The 23,103-nt window shown below is 42.1% G+C and carries 20 protein-coding genes, 3 tRNA genes and 1 other RNA gene; all 24 read right to left on the bottom strand.

What is annotated here, in order from left to right; translation table 11 throughout:
• Positions 1-5 precede the first annotated feature (5 nt).
• Positions 6-1,547 carry a VanW family protein gene (locus BQ5364_RS02305; protein ID WP_235837110.1) on the bottom strand — a complete coding sequence of 514 codons (1,542 nt, stop codon included), beginning with the start codon at positions 1,545-1,547 and terminating at the stop codon, positions 6-8.
• 225 nt (positions 1,548-1,772) lie between these two features.
• Entirely contained in the window at positions 1,773-3,500 is a 1,728-nt protein-coding gene (locus tag BQ5364_RS02300; protein WP_004613007.1) for a B12-binding domain-containing radical SAM protein, read from the bottom strand.
• A 108-nt stretch (positions 3,501-3,608) separates the two neighbouring features.
• An RNA gene (gene ffs / locus BQ5364_RS02295) (signal recognition particle sRNA large type) lies at positions 3,609-3,870 on the bottom strand.
• 289 nt (positions 3,871-4,159) lie between these two features.
• Positions 4,160-4,639 (bottom strand): hypothetical protein, encoded by a 480-nt coding sequence (locus tag BQ5364_RS02290; protein WP_004613008.1) that lies wholly within the window; start codon positions 4,637-4,639, stop codon positions 4,160-4,162.
• A gap of 35 nt (positions 4,640-4,674) precedes the next feature.
• Positions 4,675-5,025 (bottom strand): hypothetical protein, encoded by a 351-nt coding sequence (locus BQ5364_RS02285; RefSeq protein ID WP_004613009.1) that lies wholly within the window; start codon positions 5,023-5,025, stop codon positions 4,675-4,677.
• A 324-nt stretch (positions 5,026-5,349) separates the two neighbouring features.
• Positions 5,350-5,823, bottom strand: coding sequence for a tRNA adenosine(34) deaminase TadA (gene tadA / locus BQ5364_RS02280; protein WP_044987430.1), 474 nt, complete (start codon positions 5,821-5,823; stop codon positions 5,350-5,352).
• A 73-nt stretch (positions 5,824-5,896) separates the two neighbouring features.
• Positions 5,897-6,733: a DUF6128 domain-containing protein gene (locus tag BQ5364_RS02275; protein ID WP_071143556.1), complete on the bottom strand. Its 837-nt coding sequence runs from the start codon at positions 6,731-6,733 to the stop codon at positions 5,897-5,899.
• 95 nt (positions 6,734-6,828) lie between these two features.
• Entirely contained in the window at positions 6,829-8,235 is a 1,407-nt protein-coding gene (locus tag BQ5364_RS02270) for a deoxyguanosinetriphosphate triphosphohydrolase (protein ID WP_004613013.1), read from the bottom strand.
• A gap of 35 nt (positions 8,236-8,270) precedes the next feature.
• A complete protein-coding gene (locus BQ5364_RS02265) occupies positions 8,271-8,978 on the bottom strand; it encodes a hypothetical protein (protein ID WP_004613014.1) in 708 nt (235 codons plus the stop codon).
• Positions 8,979-8,991: 13 nt separating this feature from the next.
• Positions 8,992-9,837 carry a M15 family metallopeptidase gene (locus BQ5364_RS02260; RefSeq protein WP_004613015.1) on the bottom strand — a complete coding sequence of 282 codons (846 nt, stop codon included), beginning with the start codon at positions 9,835-9,837 and terminating at the stop codon, positions 8,992-8,994.
• A 20-nt stretch (positions 9,838-9,857) separates the two neighbouring features.
• Positions 9,858-10,490: a 4'-phosphopantetheinyl transferase family protein gene (locus BQ5364_RS02255; protein WP_004613016.1), complete on the bottom strand. Its 633-nt coding sequence runs from the start codon at positions 10,488-10,490 to the stop codon at positions 9,858-9,860.
• A gap of 101 nt (positions 10,491-10,591) precedes the next feature.
• Positions 10,592-11,104, bottom strand: a complete 513-nt coding sequence (locus BQ5364_RS02250) for a hypothetical protein (RefSeq protein ID WP_235837109.1) — start codon at positions 11,102-11,104, stop codon at positions 10,592-10,594.
• Between the two features lie 11 nt (positions 11,105-11,115).
• Positions 11,116-11,733 (bottom strand): J domain-containing protein, encoded by a 618-nt coding sequence (locus BQ5364_RS02245; protein WP_004613018.1) that lies wholly within the window; start codon positions 11,731-11,733, stop codon positions 11,116-11,118.
• 6 nt (positions 11,734-11,739) lie between these two features.
• Positions 11,740-12,573 (bottom strand): DUF5685 family protein, encoded by an 834-nt coding sequence (locus tag BQ5364_RS02240; RefSeq protein ID WP_022250694.1) that lies wholly within the window; start codon positions 12,571-12,573, stop codon positions 11,740-11,742.
• Between the two features lie 177 nt (positions 12,574-12,750).
• Positions 12,751-12,823: transfer RNA gene (locus tag BQ5364_RS02235), tRNA-Lys, on the bottom strand.
• Between the two features lie 219 nt (positions 12,824-13,042).
• The gene (locus BQ5364_RS02230) at positions 13,043-13,918 is read right to left on the bottom strand and encodes an Rpn family recombination-promoting nuclease/putative transposase (protein WP_004613020.1); all 876 of its coding nucleotides are present in this window, start codon (positions 13,916-13,918) and stop codon (positions 13,043-13,045) included.
• A gap of 332 nt (positions 13,919-14,250) precedes the next feature.
• Positions 14,251-15,411: an FprA family A-type flavoprotein gene (locus BQ5364_RS02225; protein ID WP_004613021.1), complete on the bottom strand. Its 1,161-nt coding sequence runs from the start codon at positions 15,409-15,411 to the stop codon at positions 14,251-14,253.
• A gap of 96 nt (positions 15,412-15,507) precedes the next feature.
• Positions 15,508-15,594: transfer RNA gene (locus BQ5364_RS02220), tRNA-Leu, on the bottom strand.
• A 12-nt stretch (positions 15,595-15,606) separates the two neighbouring features.
• A tRNA-Tyr gene (locus BQ5364_RS02215) sits at positions 15,607-15,688 on the bottom strand.
• Positions 15,689-15,760: 72 nt separating this feature from the next.
• Positions 15,761-17,791, bottom strand: coding sequence for a glycoside hydrolase family 13 protein (locus BQ5364_RS02210; RefSeq protein ID WP_022250693.1), 2,031 nt, complete (start codon positions 17,789-17,791; stop codon positions 15,761-15,763).
• Positions 17,792-17,808: 17 nt separating this feature from the next.
• Complete coding sequence (ftsH, locus tag BQ5364_RS02205; RefSeq protein WP_207646106.1) at positions 17,809-19,626, bottom strand: ATP-dependent zinc metalloprotease FtsH; 1,818 nt, start codon at positions 19,624-19,626, stop codon at positions 17,809-17,811.
• A gap of 38 nt (positions 19,627-19,664) precedes the next feature.
• Positions 19,665-20,192, bottom strand: coding sequence for a hypoxanthine phosphoribosyltransferase (hpt, locus tag BQ5364_RS02200; protein ID WP_004613024.1), 528 nt, complete (start codon positions 20,190-20,192; stop codon positions 19,665-19,667).
• A complete protein-coding gene (gene tilS / locus BQ5364_RS02195; RefSeq protein WP_022250691.1) occupies positions 20,168-21,589 on the bottom strand; it encodes a tRNA lysidine(34) synthetase TilS in 1,422 nt (473 codons plus the stop codon). Before tilS ends, hpt begins: the two co-directional genes overlap by 25 nt.
• Before the next feature lie 55 nt (positions 21,590-21,644).
• Entirely contained in the window at positions 21,645-23,057 is a 1,413-nt protein-coding gene (locus BQ5364_RS02190; RefSeq protein ID WP_044987435.1) for a SpoIIE family protein phosphatase, read from the bottom strand.
• Positions 23,058-23,103 lie beyond the last annotated feature (46 nt).

The following is a 23,103-nucleotide window of genomic DNA, read 5'->3' as shown; positions in this document are numbered from 1 at the left end:
CCTCCTTACTCTGTCGGCGCTTCCGGCGGTGTCGCATTCTGTGTGTTCTGTGCTTCCTCTTCCGCCTTTTGTGCCGCCTCCTCAATCTTTGCCTTCGCCTCGGCAATTGCATTGTTGATCTGCCCTTCATCCTGCGTGGCAATTGCCGCCTTGACGAGCGCCGAAGCCTCCGCATTATCTGATGCCGTTCCCACATTCACTGTAACCGGTGATGCGCTGTATGTGCTGTTGTTGAAAATATCTCGGCTCACTTCCTGTCCATTTTCATAGACAACCTTCCAAAGTCTCGCCGTCTTTCCCATATGTCCTGAACCACTCTTTGTCATCACGCCAAGTGAGTCCCCGGACTCGACAAACTTCTTTCCTGCCGGTGTTGTGCTCAGCGTCTCGCTGACAAACTCAATACTCCGGTTCGCATTTCTTGTCTCTTTTCCATAAATTGTAAATGTAAGATTCCCGCCCGATATATATCCTTCAATATAAATCGGTGTCTCTGTATTATTCTTGAATTTTAAATCTTTATAGTCACCTGCGATTGCAGCATCCATAGATGGCTTCACATAATCTACCAGCATGGAATGTGGCTGTCTCTGCGTCACCTCCAGTTCCGCAAGGATCACGGCATTGTAAAGTGTTGTGGACACCTGGCAGATTCCGCCGCCCATACTCTGCACAACCTTCCCACTCTCATAAGAGCCCGCTTCTGTAAACCCATTCTCAGTTGTATAAGGCTCCATCGCTGCGTTGGCAGAGTATTCCTCGCCCGGCATCACCACAGCTCCATTGATATGCGCTGTTCCGGACTCAATGTTCTGGACTCTTCCGCCTCCGCTTCCACAATATGTCGTAAATGTTCCAAGTGTATCCTGAATCGTCTCGAGCTGCTCCCGCGTAACATCCGGTACATCTGAGACAGACACAAGATCTACAGATGCCTCTTTCTTATTCCATTTCTTATTTAAATATGTCTCAATGGCTTTTACTGAGGCTTCTGCATCAATCGTCTTTCCCTGAACTTCATCTGTAATGACAAATGCGCCGTTCTCACGAGTAATCGTCGCATTTGTTGCCGCTTTTTCCAGTGGCTGTGCCTTTGCTTCAAAAACTGCTTTTGCCTTCTCGCTGTCAATCTGATATGCTGCGGAAATGACTTTCTTTTCTTTGTCAAGCTTTTTCACTTCAAAGTAACGACTCCAAATACTTCCACCTTTTCCGTAAGCAAGAGCCTTTTCTACAAGCTTATCCACATCTTTTATCGTAAAACCAAGCTCACCCAATGTCACCTGTACATTCTCTTCTTCTATGCGAAGCGAAATGCTCTGCTCCTGATATTTTTTAATCTTTGCTTCCACTGCTTTTTTGGCATCTGATTTTTTCATACCGGACACATTCACCGTCTCAATATAGACATTGTTATAAATCTCATTGTCCGCAGTGCTCTTCACCCGGCTTCGAAAGACAAAATAAACAATTCCCAACACAACAAGAATCGAAAACGCAATGATTCCCGCCGTCGCAAGCACTTTCCGTCTCCTTTTTACGCTCATTTTCCGCTTTCTATTCTTTGCCGTTTTTTGCATAACCAATCCTCTCTACACTAAATATGGAATCACACTTGTTGCAACCATCGCCACTATAATAATCATGATCGTAATCGCCATGATTTTTCTTACTTTTTTGTCATAAAAATTCATTGATCACACCTCGATTTTATACATTTCTTTACATTTTAAACTCTTTACTGTATTTTTGCAAGAAACATTGTTGAAATCTTATTCCGTCTCGATTTCAGTTACTGCTGCCTGGTGCGTCAGCCTGCTTCTATTCTGATAATCAAATAAAATGAATTTCTCTTTTTCTTCACATGTCCCAAGTACATCATAATGGAATTTTTCAATATGAGTCATTTTTCGCAACTGTCTTTTATCGTATGCTTCGTATCCGATCAAATATTGATGCTCTTTTGATTCCGTCTCATAAAACGCATTCAGCCAGTCCTTTGACACTTCATGCTCTCCCGCAAATTCCGGTCGGTTTTTGACGTTCTCGCGAAAATACAGATCAAATGTCAAAAGTTCTCGGTAAAGTCTCTCGCGTTCTTTATGTTTCTCTCTGACAAATCCAAGTAAAATCTCATATCTTGTAATTCTGGAATGACTCATCAGATGCAGTTCATGATTCTCATAATATCTGCCAAGTTCCTGATACAATACAAATGGTGATGCATACTCTTCTTCCAATTTTCGCAGGCAATACGAAAACTGCCCACTGTTATAGTAGACCTCCACCATCTCTTCCACACTCTTTAACCGCATCATCTCTTCATATGACAGCCAGTTTGTGTAGAGCACCTCATACGGCGGCCGGCTCTTATATACAAGTCCATAACGTTCCTTCTGCGATTCCATATAAGAACCTTTCAGCACTTTCAAAAATCCAAGCTGAAGCTGTTCCGGATGGAGCCGATACACATCATCAAAAGATTTTTGAAAACTCTCCATACCTTCATACGGAAGTCCTGCGATTAAGTCCAGATGCTGATGCACATTTTCCCCCTGATTGATGCGCTGCACAATACGTGCCACTTCCTCAAACCGCATCGTTCGCCGAATCTCACGAATCGTCTGTTCATTTGTAGACTGCACCCCGATCTCAAGTTGTATCAATCCCGGACGCATCGACTCAATCAGCTTCAATTCTTCTTCATTCAGCAAATCCGCCGCCACTTCAAAATGAAAATTCGTGATCCCTTTGTCATGCTCCTTGATATATTTCCAAATGGCAATCGCATGCTTATGATTACAGTTAAAAGTTCGATCCACAAACTTCACCTGCGGCACTTCCTCATCGATAAAAAACTGAAGCTCTTTTTCTACCAATTCAAGTTTGCGGAAACGCAAACATTTGTCTATCGAAGAAAGGCAGTAACTGCAGGAAAACGGACATCCTCTGCTCGACTCATAGTAGATGATCTTATTTTTAAAATCTGCCATATCATGGTACACAAACGGAACCTCACTCAAATCCATAACTTCACGCCATGAATTCTGTAAAAATTCTCCCTCTTCTCCACGGTAGGCAATTCCTTTAATCTCCGAAAGCTGCATATCTTTTCCGTGATAATACTCCACCACTTCCAAAAATGTCTTTTCTCCCTCTCCGAAGATCACTCCTGTCACTTCCGGAAGACGTTCCAGCACATCTTTTGTATCGTAGGATACCTCTGGTCCCCCCACCCAGATTGGAACACTCGGGAATATCTTTCCAAGCTCTCGAACCAGCTCTTCCACATAAGACAGGTTCCATATATAGCAGGAAAAACATAAGATATCCGGTTTTTTCTTATATAAATCCATCAAAATATCGTCTATCTGCTGATTGATCGTATATTCTGCAATCTGTATCTCATCCTTATACTGCTGCGCATACGCTCTCAGACTGTACACAGCCAGATTCGAATGAATATATTTCGCATTAATCGCCGCCAAAACAATGTTCATAACATATCTCTCCTTTTCTTTTTGTATCTGAAAATCAAATTTCCTGATATAGTAAAAATGCTATTGTATAGACAATCTCAAACTGTCCATACAATAGCATTTTTCTTTTCGTGCGTTACACTTCGAACTCGCTCCATGAACGTTACTTTTGCAGTTAACTCAGCCCAGGCACCCTCACGGCACCCGGAAGGTTCTGCTTAGTGCTGCTTCGTTCCCGACCTGACACGGTTCACAGATTCCCGTCGCGTGAGACCCAAACATCAACGCCACTTTCAAAAGGCAGCTCCACAAATAAAAGCCCTCCGTGTAACATCACCCCTACTATAGCGGATTGTAGGTACAAGGCACCGCTAACGCCCCGGCTGCACGAGTCTATATTATACTCTCCAGACAGTATATTTGTCAATGCTATTCATTAAAATCGATAAATTCTATGTAACAGTTCAGCCTTATAGTTAAGTCAGTGCTTTTCGCTTTCTGTTCATTTCACACAGGTGGGAAATCATTTCATCGGACCATATATTACCTGTTTCCTCCGTATTTTTGCGGAGATAACGGATAATATGGACATTACATTCTGCGTGTTCTGTTCCGAAATGGTACAAAGTGGTTTCGTGGTCATGAAGAAGCGTTCCTACATAACATTTCAGGAAATTCAGTTATTTTAACGCATCTATGGATTTACTGCTCATTGCATGGTAGATAACACTGTTGTCTGTGCTGAAATTTCGGATATAGTTCAGTTTCCCATTCACAGTTACGGTTGTAGCATCAGTTGCCACAACTTTTTGGTTCAGCTGTTCTTTTTCTAGATTTATAATGCTTGTAACCGATACATTCTCCATTTTTTTGCAAAAATCATAAATGCTTCCTTCCGATAAGTTCAATTCCCCGTTACCTACTGAATTCAGGAAAGATGCAATTCTGTCATTTGACATAACGCCTTCGCTGTACAGGGAAACTGCCAGCGCTTTTACATTTGCTCCGTAGGTAACGTCACTGCGGTATTCAGCAGGAATACGTAAAACCCCATTCTCATCTGCATAAATGCGGACTTCTGTGATTACGGGTTCTACCGCCAAGTCCACCACATATTTTGTGACATATTTTTGTCCGGATGTATTACCGATCGTTTTCACTTCATGTCTGTATCTTCCGGAAGCAATTTTTTCCTCTATTTCAGCTTTTGAAAGTGTTGTCCCTTTATGGCCTTTCTGTCCACCTGTTTTACGTTCCGTTTTTTTCTTCCGTTATAGGTATTGGCAGGCTTTCCTTTTTGGTCGGCAGAGGGTGGAAGGGAAGTGTTAGAACTGTCATTGTTAATGATGCTTTTCAAACGTGCATTATCATCCTTGAGCAGTTGGTTTTCCTGGCGTAAGAGCAGATTTTCTTTTTTTAAATCTGCAATTTCAGTTTTTAATTCCCCTGTTTCCTTTTTGTGTTCTTTTTCAATGGTATCAAGACGCCCCATGATTTCCATGAGCTGTTGGTACATTCCGTTTTCATAGCTGCTTTTTCTTCCCATGAGGCATCTCCTTCCGTCCGTTCATGATAAACATAGTTTATCATGAACGGAACAAAAAGAAAAACCGCTCAAAAACAGATCCGTTAAAATGACGGTGGATTATTATTGGATAGTCAGGAGATCCTGTGGAATATTTGCTATAAAATCAGGAAAAAAGAATCTAAATCAGGCATTCCATCAGGAAGTTATCCACATGGCACTAATAGGACAATTAAAATCGTGAAGTTACAGATTCCTATGTGGAAAAGTAACTGCAAAAACTTTTTCAATTTCTCCCTTTTGCCTATGGCAAGGCTGAACTGTTACAATTCTATCATCAGAGTGTTATTTCACCTCAGCTTTTCGTTTCTCCCTCAGTTCTTTAAAAAAGTTTTTCATCAGCGCACTGCATTCTTCTTCCAGCACGCCTATTTCCAATTCTACCTGATGGTTGAATTCTTCCATCTGCAGTAAATTAAGAATCGACCCCGCGCAGCCCGCTTTTGGATTCATACATCCTACAACAACCTTCTTCATTCTGGACTGTACAATCGCTCCCGAGCACATCTGACACGGCTCCAGTGTCACATACATTGTGCAATCCTCAAGTCTCCAGTCGTCCATTTTCTTGCTCGCTTTTTTGATTGCCATCATCTCCGCATGCGCAATCGTATTCTTATCAATGGTTCTGCGATTGTATCCGCGTCCGATAATCTTATCTTCGTAGACGATCACACACCCGATTGGAACCTCTCCAAGTGCATATGCCTTCTTCGCCTGTTTAATCGCCTCTTTCATATATTTTTCATCTTTATTCATCATACACTCACCTTTTGTATCTTGCAAATTCAGACTTCCAAATAGAACTCGTTCTTAATTATACTGATTTCTTCTAAATCTGTCGACACCAATATCCAAAATCATCAAACGTATTCTTCTCTTCTGCCGACAATTCAAGGTCCGCATCCATAACACGGTGAAATTGCGGAAATCCAAATGCTCTTGCTGCTGCCTGTTCTTTTTCATGATAAATTCCAGGCACACCGATCCATCGATTTTCCCCTTCCTCAATATACAGAAGATGATGGTAATTATAAAATCCATGCAGCAAAAAACTGTTATTCGCAAGATGCCACTGTGTTCTCGGAAGTCTTGCAATGTCCTGCCTCTGAATCTTCTCATATGTTCTTGTCTTCGGCGGGATATATTTTTCTATTTCCTCCTGAAATTCCTGCTGTTCTACCAGTTTCTCCACATGCTCGATCAGACTCTCTCTTACTTTCGGTTCCTCTGATTGTTGTCTCTCCTCCGGCACAGCTTCAGTTGCTGCCTCTTCCAATACTTCCCTCTGCCCGGTCGTCATATGTTCCACATCCGCCGCTTCTTCTTCCCACATCGCAGCATATGTTTTTTCCGATACATTTCTCAAAATAATCCCTGCAAGCTTGTCAAACATTTCCTGTCCGCCTGCATCTTCCGGCTCAAATTTCAGGATATAATTAATCATCGGAGCCTCTCCTTCAATTACCCCTTGCGGGATTCCGATACATTCTCCTCCTTGCACATAGAATACAAACACCTCCAATTTCTTTTTCTGTCCAAAATCAAGGTTCTTTCCATGTATATGAATCGCACATTTATCCATTCGTTTTTCTAGCTTTATAAAACCGACATTGCGGATTCTGTTTCCATTCTCATACTCGTACAAATAGCGGATGACCTGTTTCATAATTTGATTCCTTTCTTCTTGTCTCTATAAGACACTTTATTCACCTCGACAAAAGAAAAGAACTAAAAAGCGACGGCATACCGCCATCGCCCTATCTATATAATTGCATTCATCTCCTGATAAAGCCGTTTTGCATAGCTGTCTGTCATTCCACAGATGTAATCCGTCACAAGGAGAAGTCTGAGATACAGCTTTTCCTGCTCGCTTTTCCCCTTTGCATGACAGTGATAAGCACTCTTATAATTTTCTGAGATAAACGAGACAATCCGTTTATCAATCTCGCTCAACTCCTCATCTGTATCATAATCAATCACTGCTTTTACAAATTTATCCAACAGAAAATCAAGCATTACCGACTCTGCCATCTCCATCTTATAGATGACCGATGTAGAAAACACTCTTCGGTACGCAATATCTCCCAGAAGATTCATCAATTTTTCTCCATATGTCCCGTGGAACAAATCATAACCATACTCTCCATCCATAATCTTCTCATAGTTCGAAGTAAATCCATATGTTGCACAATTGATCAAAAATCCCTGCATCTGCACAATCCAGTTCTTCACGGCATATTCTTCTGGATTTTCCACTTTTCTTCTCTGCCCACTTTCATATTTTGCTTCTAATTTTTCCAATGCATGAAAAGAAACGGCACTTTCCTCTTTTTCCAAAGCTGCTAATTCTTCTTTCAGTTGATGATAGGAAAGAAAACCTTTTATAAAGGCATCTTCGATATCTGCTGTTTTGTATGCGATATCATCCGCAGCCTCTAATATATATGTGAGCGGATGACGCCTTCCGTTCGTTCCGGTCTCCTTGCAAATCGCCTCATAAAGTTCCTGATCGGCATAGTAATACCCAAGCTTTTTATCCTTGATATTTCCCGTTGTTTTATCGATTTTCAGAGAAGAAACCGGATATTTTACAATCGTTCCAAGCAGTGCATATGTCAGGTTCATCCCATGCTCATCCACAAGATAGTGCAGTTTACTGACCAATCTGAGCGCCTGTGCATTTCCTTCAAAATGATAAAAGTCCTGACACATCTGTTTCTCCAGGACCTGATCTATGCACTCTCCACGAAACAGCAGCGCCGGCAGGTTTCTCCTGAACCAATCCCGAATCACCGTCTCACCAAAATGTCCAAACGGCGGGTTCCCAATATCATGTATCAAGCCCGCGCATTGTAAAATATTACATATCTCTTCCTTCATCTTCGGCGTAAAATCCGAATCTTTCTGATATGCCAAAATCGATTCTCCAATATTCTGTCCCAACGATTTCCCAAAAGAAGACACTTCCAAAGAATGTGTCAGTCTTGTCCTGATAAAATCACTTTTATCCAGCGGAAATACCTGTGTCTTATCCTGAAGTCTTCGAAACGAGGCACTCCCAATAATGCGATGATAATCTTTTTCAAACTCACTTCGAAGGTCCGCCGCCTTACTCCGACCGCCAAACTCTCTGTTTCTTTTGCTGGATAATAACTGCTCCCACTTCATACTTTCACCCCTTTCTTTGCCAATTGACTGTTTCTCTAATCCAAATAAATCGGCGGGTCATAATCTTTTCCGAGAAGCGCTTTTTTCCTCTCCTGATACCCTAGAAATGCCCACTCTGTCATATCTGTCCATTTATGCTGTTCCTGATCATATACCTGTACATAGCCGATCCGCTTTGGATGTATTCGTACACTGTTTGTCTGGTATTCTTTTCCCGTATACGGATTGATCTCGCCAAGAACCGGTGTTTCCGGCTCTTTCTTCTCTGACTCTTTCTTTGTATCCGCAGTTCGAAACTTTGGTTTCCGCATATAGCCTCTGATTCCGCTAAATCCGGTTCTCTTCTCCTTTTCTTCCACCTTTTTCGGAAGTTCTTTAACAGGCTCTGGCTCTGACACTGGCTCCAATTGAAGTTCCTCGCTCATTTTCACTAGCTCGCCAACCGTAATATCTCGTTCGGCGGCATGCTTCTGCGATTGTGGTTTTCCTTTCTTAATCTGTTCTTTTTCCGTCTCCATTTCTATCTGTTCCATTATACTCAGCCGGAAAGAACATCCCAATATCTCTGCAATCATACGCATATCCTGTTCCTGAAAATTATCTCTTTTGAGCCGCTGCGTCATATTCTGTCTGGACATATTTTTCCCGGTTCGTTCCTCAATCTGCTCTGCCAGCTCTTTGATCGTCATCCCCTTGCGACTTAAGATAATTTTTACCTGCTCACCAAATGTCAGATTCTCCATGTCCGATTCCTCCTTAGTAACTCTCTTCCAAATACTCTTCCAATGTCACACCTGATTCCATAATTTCCTTTGCGGCTTCCTGGCCTACATACCGATAGTGCCAAGGCTCATAGATAATTCCTGTCTCGGCTGTTTTTTCCGGCGGATAACGAAGAATAAACCCATACTTATAACAGTTCTCTTCCAGCCATTTTGCCTCTTTTGTCTCCGCCTGTTTTTCATCCAGCTCCGAGTATTGATTTGAAATAAGATCAAGCGCAAGTCCAAGTCCATGCTCACTTGTCCCCGGAAGCGCAACACTCATAGCAGTGTCACTGTACGCTTCCCAGTAATTCATCCCTGTATTCAAACGATCCTGAACAGATGAGTTAAATACCTGCTCCTGTTTTTCCACCGAACGATACGCAGAACAGATAATAATGTTCATTCCATCCGCCTCTGCTGCCTTCAACATATTATTGAGAGGCTCTGCGATTCTTGAATCCACACTATATCCATCCGCCACCTCCGTAAGCTCCGGAACATATCCTTCCGTCATTGGATGCGATGAATTCACAAGCACCATATTCCACGGCAGTTCCTCTTCTTGCTCTGCCTGTTTTTGCTGCAGCTGCTCTAATTCTTTTTGTACTGCCTTTGTCTTTTTCTGCTCTTCCTTTTGAACCTGCGCTGTCACCTTTTTAATCTGCTTTTCTGCTTGTTTCTTTTGTCTTATACCGCCAAATATATTTCCAAACACCAGCCCCAACACCAGACAACTCGTTCCGACAACTATGATCTGCTTTCTCTTTCGGCTCATTCGTTTTATTTTTCTTTTCACCAAACCGCCATAATATCTCAACACTTTGGAAATCTGCATAATTTTCTCCTCTTTTGCCTCTATAATTCAATCTTTTCTATTGTTTTTGAAAACTCACTGCAATTAGAACACACTGCAATTTTATAAGGAATATCGGCTATCGTATACTCTTTAAAATAATATCTCTGAGGAAACTCTTCCGGCTGTTTTAGCAAGTACGGACTTCCCTCTTTCGAAAATCCAATCTCAAACTGATCCAATCCTAATTTCATCCCAAGCCGGGTCGCTTTCATAAAACTTTCTTTCAACACCCAGTAGCGATAAAACTCCTCCGCTCTTTCCACTTCCGTATTCTGTTCTACAATTCTTTGAAATTCGGACGCACAAAAAAAACGTCTGGCAACATCCAGTCTCACCTGCTTGACACCTTCGATATCGCATCCGAGATGCCATATTTGACGTTCACTGTCCACAACAGAGCAAAGTACATACTGTCCGGAATGTGACAGATTAAAAACCGCATTTTTCGACAATCCATATGTTCTGCGCATCTTCTCATACAGTACCCACACGCCCACGCTCAGAGCTTTCCCTTCCTGGTAAACAATTTTATCCGCCTTCTCTTTCCGAAAATCCGGAACTATTTTATAGTATTGTAAATATTTTTCTTTCTCCAGCAGAGATGTTACATCTGCAATCCATGTTCTAATCATATGTTTAATTTCCTCACATCATATAATACCACATGTTATATTTTCTTTACTATAGAAATTTTTTTATTTCTATACCAAAAAGGACAGATTATTCTCTGTCCTCACTTCATAACTTTACTTCGCAATTTCCCCCAGATAAAAATCTGAAAATACATATACGCTTTATCAAATACAAACAGACCTGCCTGTGCTCCGATCAAGACAATCCAAAACATCTTTTCTACTGCTTCTTCTGCCAAAATCAAAGTCGGAAAAATGAGCAGCACCGGAATAAACATGGCATTAAAGATTATGTATTTTCCAATCCACACCGCAACTGTCTTTTTCTGAATCTTGGAACTTTGGGCAACCTTCTCCCAAAGGATCTCGCTCAACACCAAATAAATTCCCATTGCAAGAAATGTAATACAGTACAGACGATTCGGCGCCACAATCAGCCCCACCAGAAAACTTGCCGTCAAAAACGCTGCACCTGCCCTGATTCCCCATTCCCGCAATACAATCCCGACACAGAATGCCGCCGCTGCGATCAGGAACAGGCTGCTTGTCTCAATCACTGCACTCAACACAAGTAAAATGACCGCAAATGCTGCGAGCACTCCTGTGAATGCCATTTTTTTCGCATTTACATGCATGAGCAAAGATCGCCTCCCATACATTCGCACAGTGTGTCTGCACACCATAAATCACAACATAAGTTTCCCGTTCCATACGATGGACGACCATAGCCATATCCCGTATTCTGATAACGCTGTCCTCTAAACTGCAGCTGATTTGCATAATTTACATATTCCATATTGTTCGGCTCCATTGCCGCAGCCTGTTTCGCATGATCTACCGCCACGAGATTATTCCCCAAACCCATGTTGGCTATCGAGCTGTAATAATACCACATCGCATTTCGATTCGGTATATTAGAAAGCACATTTAATGCCTCCCGGAAACGCCGTGTATTAATATAGTTTCTTGCCGCCTGAAGTTCCACAGTCTCCTGACTACCTCCGGAATAAGACTGCTGCTGACCACCTGTGTAAGATCCTGAAAAACCGCCCTCCCGTTCCTTCATAATCTGATCATACGCTTCCTGAATCTCTTTAAACTTTTCCTCTGCCAACCCTGACAGCGGATTGTCTACATACGAATCCGGGTGATACTTTCTGCTCATCTCCCTGTATGCTCTTTTTACTTCATCGTTACTTGCACTTGGTGAAACACCTAACACCTCATATGGATTTGCTATCATAATCTTCTATTCCTCTTCTTTATTTTTTTCCAACTGCTTTTTATCATACTTTTCCCACACGCCTACATACAAAATATTCCTCAGTATGTCCGCATCTTCAATACATGGCAGACGTTCAAACTGACTGGTACATTCTGCCAACACATAGGTCATCATCTCTTTACATCGCTCATCAAAGTCCGGTTCCCCGTACAGCGAAATCAACGCATTATAACTGCCGCTTTCTAAATCTTGTTCAACATCGTCATACGCATCTAAAATATAGATAAACTTTCCAAGATAAAATCCCATCCTACGCAGAGTTTTCGTCCACACATCCTGCCTGTAAGTCAATAGTTCTGCCATCAACTCCCCAAAATATCTTGCCGTAATATCAATATTCTCTTCTTTCTGCTCCTCACATGCCTGCAGTTTTTTTAGACAGCTTCGAATTATCCGGCATTTCTTTGGATATTTTTTTTCAATCTCAAGATATGTCTTTCGGAATGCCCGAACTCCAACAAGTCCCGCCTTGCTCTTCTCATCTTTCCAATCATCCACAAAATGAAAATAGGTCAGCACAATATTCATATCTGCCGCGTATTCGGTAATCTCATTATATAACATCTTCTGCTTTTTCGCCGGATGCACCACACATCGGTGCTCTTCAAAATTCATGTCACTCTCATAAAGAGAATGTAACAGAATCACAAGAAATGTCATATCATAAGTCAACGTCAACTGTCCTAAAAATCCATGCTTTTCTCTTAAGACTTTACACAGTCCACAATAATACGCCTTATATTTGTAAAAATCTTTCATCTTCAGTTCCGGCTTATACGCTGTCACATATCCAAACAAGATTTTTCCCTCTTTCCAATCAAATCATTTTCAAAAGTATCATTGACATTTGCATATCTCGCTCATTATATCATACTCTGATTTTCTTTTGGAGTATTTTATAAATATTTAATGTTCTTATACAAAAAAATCACCGCCCCCGGAGCTTCTTTGTCTCCAAAAACAGTGATTTCTACCTGCGCCTTCAGGGGTTCGAACCCTGGACACCCTGATTAAGAGTCAGGTGCTCTACCAACTGAGCTAAAGGCGCATTTCACATTATTGAATTTATTTTTTCTTTAACGCAAGGAATATTATATAATATTTTTTTTACAATTTCAAGTGTTTTTTTTATTTTTTATAGAATTCCTCTGCTTTTTCTCTGAATATTTTCCTGAAACGGCATCGACTTGTTTCTTTTTCACCCACAGCCTCAACCAGAATAGCTAAAACTGCAGGTAATCAGATCCGGAATAACCGGAAATAGACTTTATAATGAAATCTTCTTTTCAAACTCTTCCAGCGATTTCGATTGGAATGCTATCTTTGTCCACTGCTTCAGCACTTCCAACTCCTGCTGACTTTGGATTTGATCACAGATTGTTTCTGAAACTGTTCCAAAACTTTGCAAGCATAAAAGTAATGTACTTTTTGCATTTTCAAGTCCCAACGCAAGACCTTCTTCTCGACCTTCCGCGCGTTCATCTTTCAACATCTCTTCAAAAATCATAAAGCGTTCCTCCATCTCTCGATTCGACTTAATCTCATGAATAAATTTCTGAAGTCTCTCCACGTATGAATCGTGAAATTCTCTCTCACTTCCATCAATATCTTCTCTTATATATTTCAGAAGTGTTACCAGCTCTTTCGGGACCTCACTTTCATTCTTTCCATGCGTATTCAAGAAGACAGTTGTTCTCCCATCCTCCAAATTCATTCCTAACAACTCTTCGCATTTTGTTCGAAAAGTGTAACGATACTTGCCTTCTCCAATCGGATCAAAGTCACAAATAAAAATGACATACGTATTCGGAAGTCCCGCATAATCCTCACCCGTTAGCAGCATCTCCATATCCATCTGGCTTTGGTAATAACGACTCCTCTTTCCAAGTGCCGACTTTTTCTGTACCTGCATCTCTACATTATAACGTGTGTGATTTTCATCTTTAGCATACACATCGAGACGTACACCTTTGTATTCCGGATGATAGACAATGCTCTTTTCCTTGCTGATCTCCACATAATCGATTTTAATCTGCAACACTCTTTCCAAAAGTCCCTTGCAGTTTTCCTCATCCATCATTACTGCGCCAAACATGAAATTGTCTTTGATCGTGAGTTCCTTTAACTGTTTTTTTCTTCCCATATAACTCCTCCATAATACAGAGGAACTCTATAAGACAATATTAACAAAATAAAGCCGTGAACACCAGTTTTAATTTTATTTTTTTAAGTTGCATTTTCATCTTCAAAAACAGATATTGTTGCGTCTGTGTATTTACTAAACTCAATCTTCTCAGCCTCTTTAAGAAATTCTTCTAATTTTTACTTATCCGGTATCAGACATAATCTGAAAATTGCCTGATAAAGAAGTTGTATATTTGTATTCACAGTTTTCATTAAAATAATGTCTATACTCATATAGGAAGAAGATTATCAATAAAAGTGCGGCACTTATGATAAGTACCGCATTTACTATTACGCTAATTCTTTTGCCAATTCTTCCATCGCTTTTCTGCTTGTCTCATTGAGTGTGGATTTAATCGTCACTACCGGCTCACAGATTGTAATGTTTTTCATTCCTTCCAGAATCGCTTTCATCTGTTTCGCAGCCGAAGGTGCCCAACTTCCGTTTTCAATAATTCCCACTGTACGTTTTTGGTAATTTTTCGCTTTCAAATGATGTAAGAAATCTTCCATACATGGGAATACTCCCGCGTCATAAGAAGCTGCCGCAACAACCAGTTTCGAATAACGGAATGCATCTTCCACAGCCTCCGCCATGTCTTCTCTGGAAAGGTCTGCAATCACTACTTTTTCTGCGCCATTTTTCCTTAACATCTCAACGAACTCTTTTGCCGCTTCTGCTGTATTCCCGTGAATAGATGCATATGCCACAAACACGCCTTCGTCTTCCGGTTCATAACTGCTCCATGTATTATATTTATCAATATAAAATGCAAGATTTTCTTTTAAAATCGGTCCATGAAGCGGGCAGATCATCTTGATGTCCAATGTTGCCGCTTTTTTCAACAACGCCTGCACCTGCGCGCCGTATTTTCCTACGATATTAAAATAATATCTTCTTGCTTCACACGCCCATGACTCTTCCACATCAAGCGCTCCGAATTTTCCAAATCCGTCCGCTGAAAACAAGATCTTTTCTGACTGTTCATATGTCACCATGACTTCCGGCCAGTGCACCATCGGTGCCATAATGAACTGCAATGTATGAGCTCCGAGATTCAGTGTATCTCCTTCTTTTACAACAACAGATCTGCCCGTGAGATCCACATCAAAGAACTGAGACATCATAGCGAAAGTCTTTGCATTTCCTACAATCTTCATATTCGGAAATTTGTCGATCAATGTTTTTGCATTCGCTGCATGATCCGGTTCCATATGGGAAACCACAAGATAATCAATCGTTCTTCCTTCCAGTACAGCGTCAAGATTTTCCAACCACTCTTTTGTAGCTCTTTGATCCACTGTATCCATCAAAGTAACCTTTTCGTCTAAAATCACATATGAATTATAAGAAACTCCATTCGGAACTACATACTGACTTTCAAACAAATCCAAGTCTTTATCGTCTACACCAACATATAAAATAGAGTCTGTAATTTTCGTATCTTTCATCTTGCACTCTCCTTATCTTCATTCTCTAAAACATTCTAAAGCCAAAAAAAGAGCGAAAACCTTATTCTTTTAAGACCTTCACTCTCATTCCTTCAATGCCGCAGACCGGAATCGAACCGGTACGGGAGTATAAGTCCCGCAGGATTTTAAGTCCTGTGCGTCTGCCTGTTCCGCCACTGCGGCAAAAGAAAAGTATGGATGGAGAAGGATTCGAACCTTCGAAGGCGGTGCCAACAGATTTACAGTCTGCCCCCTTTGGCCACTCGGGAATCCATCCATATATGTCAGTCTTTATTAAGCCTGACAATATATATTTATATCATATTTTTTTTAGAAACGCAATACTTTTTTAAGATTTATAAGTCATAACTACCGCAGAATATTTCCCCATGTTCAGAACGACTTCTCCATCTTCCACAAGGTACTGCTCACTGTCCATCTTATATCCATGTTCATAGCTATATATATTACTCTGCATTTTACATTTCATCGGAACTTCCGCTCTCCATACCGGCACGGTCACTTCACTTAATTCACTCCGGTTGTGGATAATGATGATTACCTTTTCTGTTTCTGTAAAACGCCCATACGCCAAAAGATTTTCTTCTCCGAGCAGAATCTCCAGCGAACCATAACGAAGCGCTTCACTCTCTTTGTGAATCCGTATAATATCTTTGTGAAATGCGATCAGTTTATGATTTTCATGCCCCCACGGATAGGTTCTCCGATTATCCGGATCGGTAAAACCACACACACCTGCCTCATCTCCGTAGTAAACCGTCGGAGCGCCGACCCATGTCATCTGCATAATGACTGCCTCACGCATAACCGCCTCATTTGTATATTCGCTTGCCGACTCATGTCCCAGCTTATCAACTCTTCCAACCATATGATTGGTACGCGTCAGGAAACGTGAATGATCGTGGTTAGACAATTCGTTCATCGCCACATACAAAGATGGGGTGAGCATGTTTGCCATATGATATTTCATCGCCTGAATGAAATAATCGGCATTGCCGCGAAGTTCCACTCGATCTTCATCACTGTGTTTTTCCATTCCCGTCAGGAACCATGTGACCGGCTCCATAAACGCATCATAGTTCATCACAGTATCCCACTCATCTCCCTGAAGCCATTCACTCGGATCACCATAATGCTCCGCCAAAATAATGGCATCTGGATTTGCCGATTTTACGGTCTCTCTGAACTTTTTCCAAAATTCATGATTGTATTCATTGCTATGTCCCAAATCTGCTGCAACATCAAGTCTCCAGCCATCAATATTATATGGAGGCGACACCCATTTTTTCCCAATGGAAAGAATATAATTTTCCAGTTTAACAGATTCCTCATAGTTCAATTTCGGCAGTGTATCGTGCCCCCACCAGCCATCATAATTTCCATTGTAAGGCCATTCTTCTCCAAAGAACTGGAAGAACTTCCGATATGGACTTTCCTCAGATATATATGCTCCTGGCTCATAGCCATCTGCTCCTTCATAAATCCGCTCACGGTCGAGCCACTTATTAAAAGAGCCACAGTGGTTGAACACACCGTCCAAAATCACCTTCATTCCGCGGCGATGCATCTCCTCCACCAGACGGATAAACAGGCGATTACTCGCTTCTAAATTCTCTTTATCCGTCACCCGGCATTTATATTTTTCAGCATAGCGGTTTTCTCTCTGATCTTCTGTCAGCACATCACCACCGTCATTCACGATCACACCAAAATGCGGATCGATATAATCATAATCCTGAATGTCATATTTGTGATTCGACGGAGAAACAAACAGGGGATTGAAATAAATTACTTCGATCCCCAGCTCTTGCAGATAGTCCAGCTTTTCCAGTACCCCCTTAAGATCACCGCCATAAAATTCCCGCACTCCCATCAGCGCCGGATATTTATCCCAGTCATCCACCTTTGTACACGGCTCTCCAATATACATATACTCACCGGACTCTACATCATTATTTGTATCTCCATTATAAAAACGATCCACAAAAATCTGATACATTACTGCGCCTTTTGCCCAGTCCGGCGTTGCAAACCCCGGAGCGATGGAAAATGCGTAATATCCGATTATCTCGTTTGTGACACCGTATCTGTTGTAATAACAGATCTCCTCTCCTTTTTGTATCTCAAAGCAATATCGGAATGTATCCTCTCCCATTCTCCAGTTCACTTCATAAAAGTCAAATTCACCCTTTGTATATACTTTTTGCAAATCATATTTCGCGTCTCTGGTCAAAAGGCGAACGGCATCTACATCATCTTTCGCAGTACGAAAACGCAGCGTGATTGCCTCATTTGCATCGGGCTGCGGGGGAATGACATACGCCCCCGTCCCGTCACAAAACAGTGCCTGCTCATTCATATTTCTTATCCTCTTTCCTAAGACTCAGCTATTTCTTCATCAAACAATGCACTAAATTCTTCTCTCGTGATCTTCTCTTTTTCAAGAAGCAAGTCTGCACAGGACTCTAATACATGATTATATTTTTGAATGATCTCTTTCGCATTCGCATAGCATTCGTCTATAATCTTCTTCACTTCACGGTCAATCTTTCCTGCGACTTCCTCTCCATATCCTCTTGAAGCGTGGCCGAAATCCCTTCCCACAAACACTTCTTCACTGTCGCTGTCATAGTTGACAAGTCCAAGTTCTTCAGACATACCAAACTTCATGACCATAGATTTTGCAAGCGCTGTAGCCTGCTTGATATCCTGTGAAGCCCCTGTTGTAATATCGTCAAACACAAGTTCCTCTGCAATACGTCCGCCAAGCGCTACCGTAATCTCCTGTAACATCTTTCCACGTGTATTGAACATCTCATCATTTTCCGGAAGCGGCATCGTATATCCGGCAGCACCCACTCCGGTAGGAATGATAGACACGCTGTAGACAGGTCCCACATCCGGAAGCACATGAAATAAAATCGCATGCCCCGCTTCATGGTAAGCCGTAATTTTCTTTTCTTTTTCAGATACCACTTTACTTTTCTTTTCTGCTCCGATTCCAACCTTCACAAACGCATGGCGGATATCAGACTGTTGAATGTATACCCGATTCTCTTTCGCCGCCAAAATCGCAGCCTCATTTAACAGATTCTCAAGATCTGCCCCCGTAAATCCAGAAGTTGTCTGTGCAATCTGCGCCAAATCCACATCATCACCGAGCGGTTTCCCTTTCGCGTGAACTTCCAAAATCTCTTTTCTTCCTTTCACGTCCGGTCTTCCGACCATCACTTTTCGGTCAAAACGCCCCGGTCTTAAAATTGCCGGATCCAAAATATCCACACGGTTCGTCGCTGACATTACGATAATTCCTTCATTTACACCAAAACCATCCATCTCAACAAGAAGCTGATTCAATGTCTGCTCTCGTTCGTCATGTCCGCCGCCCATTCCGGTACCGCGACGTCTTGCAACCGCATCAATCTCATCAATGAAAATAATACATGGCGCATGTTTCTTCGCATCCTCAAACAAATCACGCACACGAGAAGCTCCCACACCGACAAACATCTCTACAAAATCAGAACCGGAAATCGTGAAGAACGGAACACCCGCTTCTCCTGCCACGGCTTTGGCAAGTAATGTCTTTCCTGTTCCCGGAGGTCCCACCAAAAGAACACCCTTCGGGATTCTGGCTCCCACCTGAATGTATTTCTTCGGACTTTTCAAGAAATCTACGATCTCTTCCAATTCTTCTTTTTCCTCTTGAAGCCCTGCAACCTGTGCAAATTTCACCTGCTTATCCGAACCACTTGTCATACGCGCACGGCTCTTTCCAAAGTTCATCGCTTTTACATTGGCACCGCCGCCCTGTCTGTTCATCATCATAAACAAGAAAATCACAACCCCGACCATCAAAAGCGTCGGAAACATCGTGGTCATAAACCATGACTCTTTCGGCACATCATCAAGTGTGCACTTTACATCTGCTTTACTCAACAACTCCTGTATCTCATTTACATCAGAAACATTCAGGTATTTTACATCTTCGCTCTGATCCTTCATCTGAATCTCAAGCCGTCCAGTCGGCACCTCTTTATTCTGCCGGATGATGACTGAATCCACCTCTCCGTCCTGAACTGCCTGCGTAAATTCCTGATACGTATATTCACGCTGCTTCATGTTCATCTGGCCAATAAACCAGTACACTAATAAGGCAAGCGCCACAACCATAAAGATTGAAGCACCTCCCATTCCTCTGCTTTTCTTACTATTCAATTCTTAGCTCCTTCCTACTCCACACCTTCTACAACACCGATGTATGGCAGATTTCTATATTTTTGTGCATAGTCAAGTCCGTATCCCACAACGAATTCATCCGGAATATTGAACCCTACATAATCTACTTTTACATCGCGCACACGTCTCTCCGGCTTGTCAAGCAGTGTGCAAAGTCTCATACTCTTTGGTCCTCTCTTTGCCAAAATTTCAAGCAGGTAAGACAGCGTTCTTCCGGAATCAATAATATCTTCCACAACAATTACGTCTTTTCCTTCCAATGTCTCATCTAAGTCTTTGGCAATCTTTACAACGCCGCTGGATGTCGTTCCGTCCCCATAACTGCTCACACTCATAAAATCCATGGATACCGGAACTGTAATTCTTTTTGCAAGTTCACACATAAAAAATACGCCACCTTTCAGCACACAGATAAGGTGTACCTGTTTTCCCGCATAATCCTCACTGATCTGCTTTCCAAGCGCCTCAATTCTTGCATCTACCTCTTCTTCTGATACTAATACTTTAATTGTCTCTGCCATGATTCTTCTCCTTCGTTTATTTGTATTTCTAATATTGTTTTTGTATTCTTAGTTACCCGGTAAGCGCTGCTCGTACGATAACCGACAACCCACAATATATGACTGCCTTCTGCGATCAAGGGAATCTTTCCTCTTTCCTCCGCCGAAATCTTCTCATTGATAAAATAAGACTTCAGTTTCTGCGTCTTGCCATCGCTATGAATCGCCAAGTAATCTCCGGGCTTTCTTGTTCTAATACTCACCGCGTCCCTTATTATATCATAATCAAACCATTTCGTGTAAACTTTTTCAGAAGCCTCCTGTGGCACTTGGTCTGCCACGAATACGCGGCTTTTGATCTGCCAGCCACACCATTCACACAAATGTGTTTCCTGCCCTTCACAGTCCAATATTTTTTCTTCTGCTTTTTGCGGTCCAGGCTCTGTTTTTTTCCTGCACACAACACCGTCATACGTCCGCCAGGCTTCCATATCATACGGCAAATCCACCCTTCTTCCGACTTGCTTTTCAAACAACTCCTGAAGCATCTGCAGATGAACAGCTTCAATATCTTTCTCTCGCCTGCAGACTTCCCAAAGTACCTTTTTCAAAACAAATGACTGTATCACATGCGGAATCTGTTGAAATTCAGCCTGCAGGATAACAGTTCCTGTTTCTTCGGTTCTAGTACACTGCCTCCACGAAATCTCAGTCTGCTCTTCCAAAAATCCTTCAATCTCCCTCAGCCGCTCCATTGTCTCATTAATGTGAGTAACTGTCCTTTTATTCACCTGCTCCTCAAAATACGGCAAAATGTGATTCCGGATACGGTTTCTCATGTACGCATCACTTTTATTGGTCTCATCTACACAAAAGGCAATCCCCTCTTCTTCCAGATATTTCTCAACCTCACCACGCTCCACTGCAAGAAGCGGACGAATCACATTCCCATTTACCGGACGTATGCCGCCAAGCCCTTTCAGACCTGCTCCGCGAGCCACATTCATCAGAAATGTCTCTGCATTGTCATTTTGATGATGCGCAAGCGCAATTTTAGTTCCTCCATATCGCTTCAAGGTTTTCACAAAGGCTTCCCGGCGCACTTCACGCCCCGCCTCCTCCAAAGATTGTTTCCTTTTTTTTGCAATTAATGCAACATCTTCCCGATAAATTTCACATGGGACACAATGCTTCTCGCACATTTTTTTTACATACATTTCGTCCGCATCCGCATCTATCCCTCTCAATCCATGGTTCACATGAACACAGACCAACTCAAACGGAATCTCTTTTTGCAGCTGTATCAATACAAAAAGAAGGCATATAGAATCTGCACCTCCTGATACGCCTACAATTATCTTATCGCCATTCTCGATCATATGCCATTTTTCCACATACCTTCTTATTTTTTCTAACATTATCCACATTTTCCTTTGTAATTATTCACCCGCACTAATTTTATCTTATTCCTTTTTATTTTGCAAGACTCCACATGCCCACGACCATAATCGTCATATCATCCAAAGGGATCTCCCCGGAACATTCCAAAACCTGCTCTAAAATGTGATGCGCCATCTCTTTTGGGTTGGTTATGCTTGTCCCCTCGATGATCATTTTCATGATCAGCTCCTGCTCTCCAACCGGAAGCGCATCAAGCACCCCATCTGTCACCATCACAACAAAATTCCCATCGCACAAGCTTCGCACAACACAATCCACCTCCAATTTAGGCAAAACTCCTATCGGAAGACTGGTTGATTTGATTGTCTCTACCTTATCCTCATATTTTACAAACGTAGTGGATGCCCCCGCCTTCACAAACTCACATTTCCCACTATACAGGTCAAATACACTCATATCAATTGTAGAAAACCGCACCTCTTCGCGCCCCATCACCAGCGCTGTATTCAACATCTGAATTGCTGTCTCTTTCGGGAATCCAGCTGCCAGAAGTTCCTCTAACATTTCCACCACCATGGCGCTTTCCTTAAATGCTGCTTCCCCTGCCCCCATTCCGTCGGAGAGTATGATGCCCTTCCTGCCGCCCGGCATCTCCATCATCGAAAAGCTGTCCCCCGATATCTTACGGCATCCCTTTCCGATTTTCGCAATTCCCTGAAGCGTATGAAAACGTGGCCCTTCCACACAGGTGACTGTACAATACTCTTCTCCAAGCACCGGCCTTTCATCGCGGTCCGCCACCATCTTTCTTCCGACACACTCCGATATGATCTGCACAAGCTCTTTCGTGGATACACACTGCCCTTTGATAGATTTTGCCGTAACATGAACCTCATATTTCCCATCTTCTGTCACAAAAAATACCGTACTTAAAAGCCGTACCCCAATTTTGGAAAATCTCCCCCGTATTTTCTTTTCCAAATGCTCGTCCGCAAAAATACTGGCGTCCAGTTCTCTTGTGGCATGCTGAATCATCTGGGCAAATGTGTCAAGCTGCACCGCACATCCTTCCCTGTTCTGTGCCATTTTATTATTCCACATCAGATTCTGTCTCGCGCCTTTAAACACCTCAAGCGCCGTCCGCAAAAAGCGCGGCGCCTGCACACATCTTTTCTGTATCTTACGTTTCACCTCAGTGTTCAGTTCCACACCATATTCTTCTATGGTACAAAAAATCTCATGTACCATCTGGTAGGTCAGAAACGCCTCTTGTCCAAGACACACTTCTTTATTCGCACAATTGCCGCACACTTTCTCATTTACTTTTTCGTACATTTCTTCCATTTCCGCTTTTGTAAATAAATCATGTTTTCTCTCCAGCTGCAAAAATACCTTGGTCAATTTTTCCAAAGACTGCACAAACCGATCCATCTGTATCACATATGGGTTCGCCTGCACAGCTCGTCCTATTTTTAACTCCTCCATCATGAATAACCCCTTTTCCAGAAATTCCGTCTAAACAAAAAGAATG

This window comes from Coprococcus phoceensis, from assembly GCF_900104635.1.
Taxonomy (GTDB): domain Bacteria; phylum Bacillota; class Clostridia; order Lachnospirales; family Lachnospiraceae; genus Faecalimonas; species Faecalimonas phoceensis.
The sequence above is the reverse complement of the archived record's forward strand: the minus strand, read 5'-3'. Positions and strand labels throughout refer to the sequence as shown.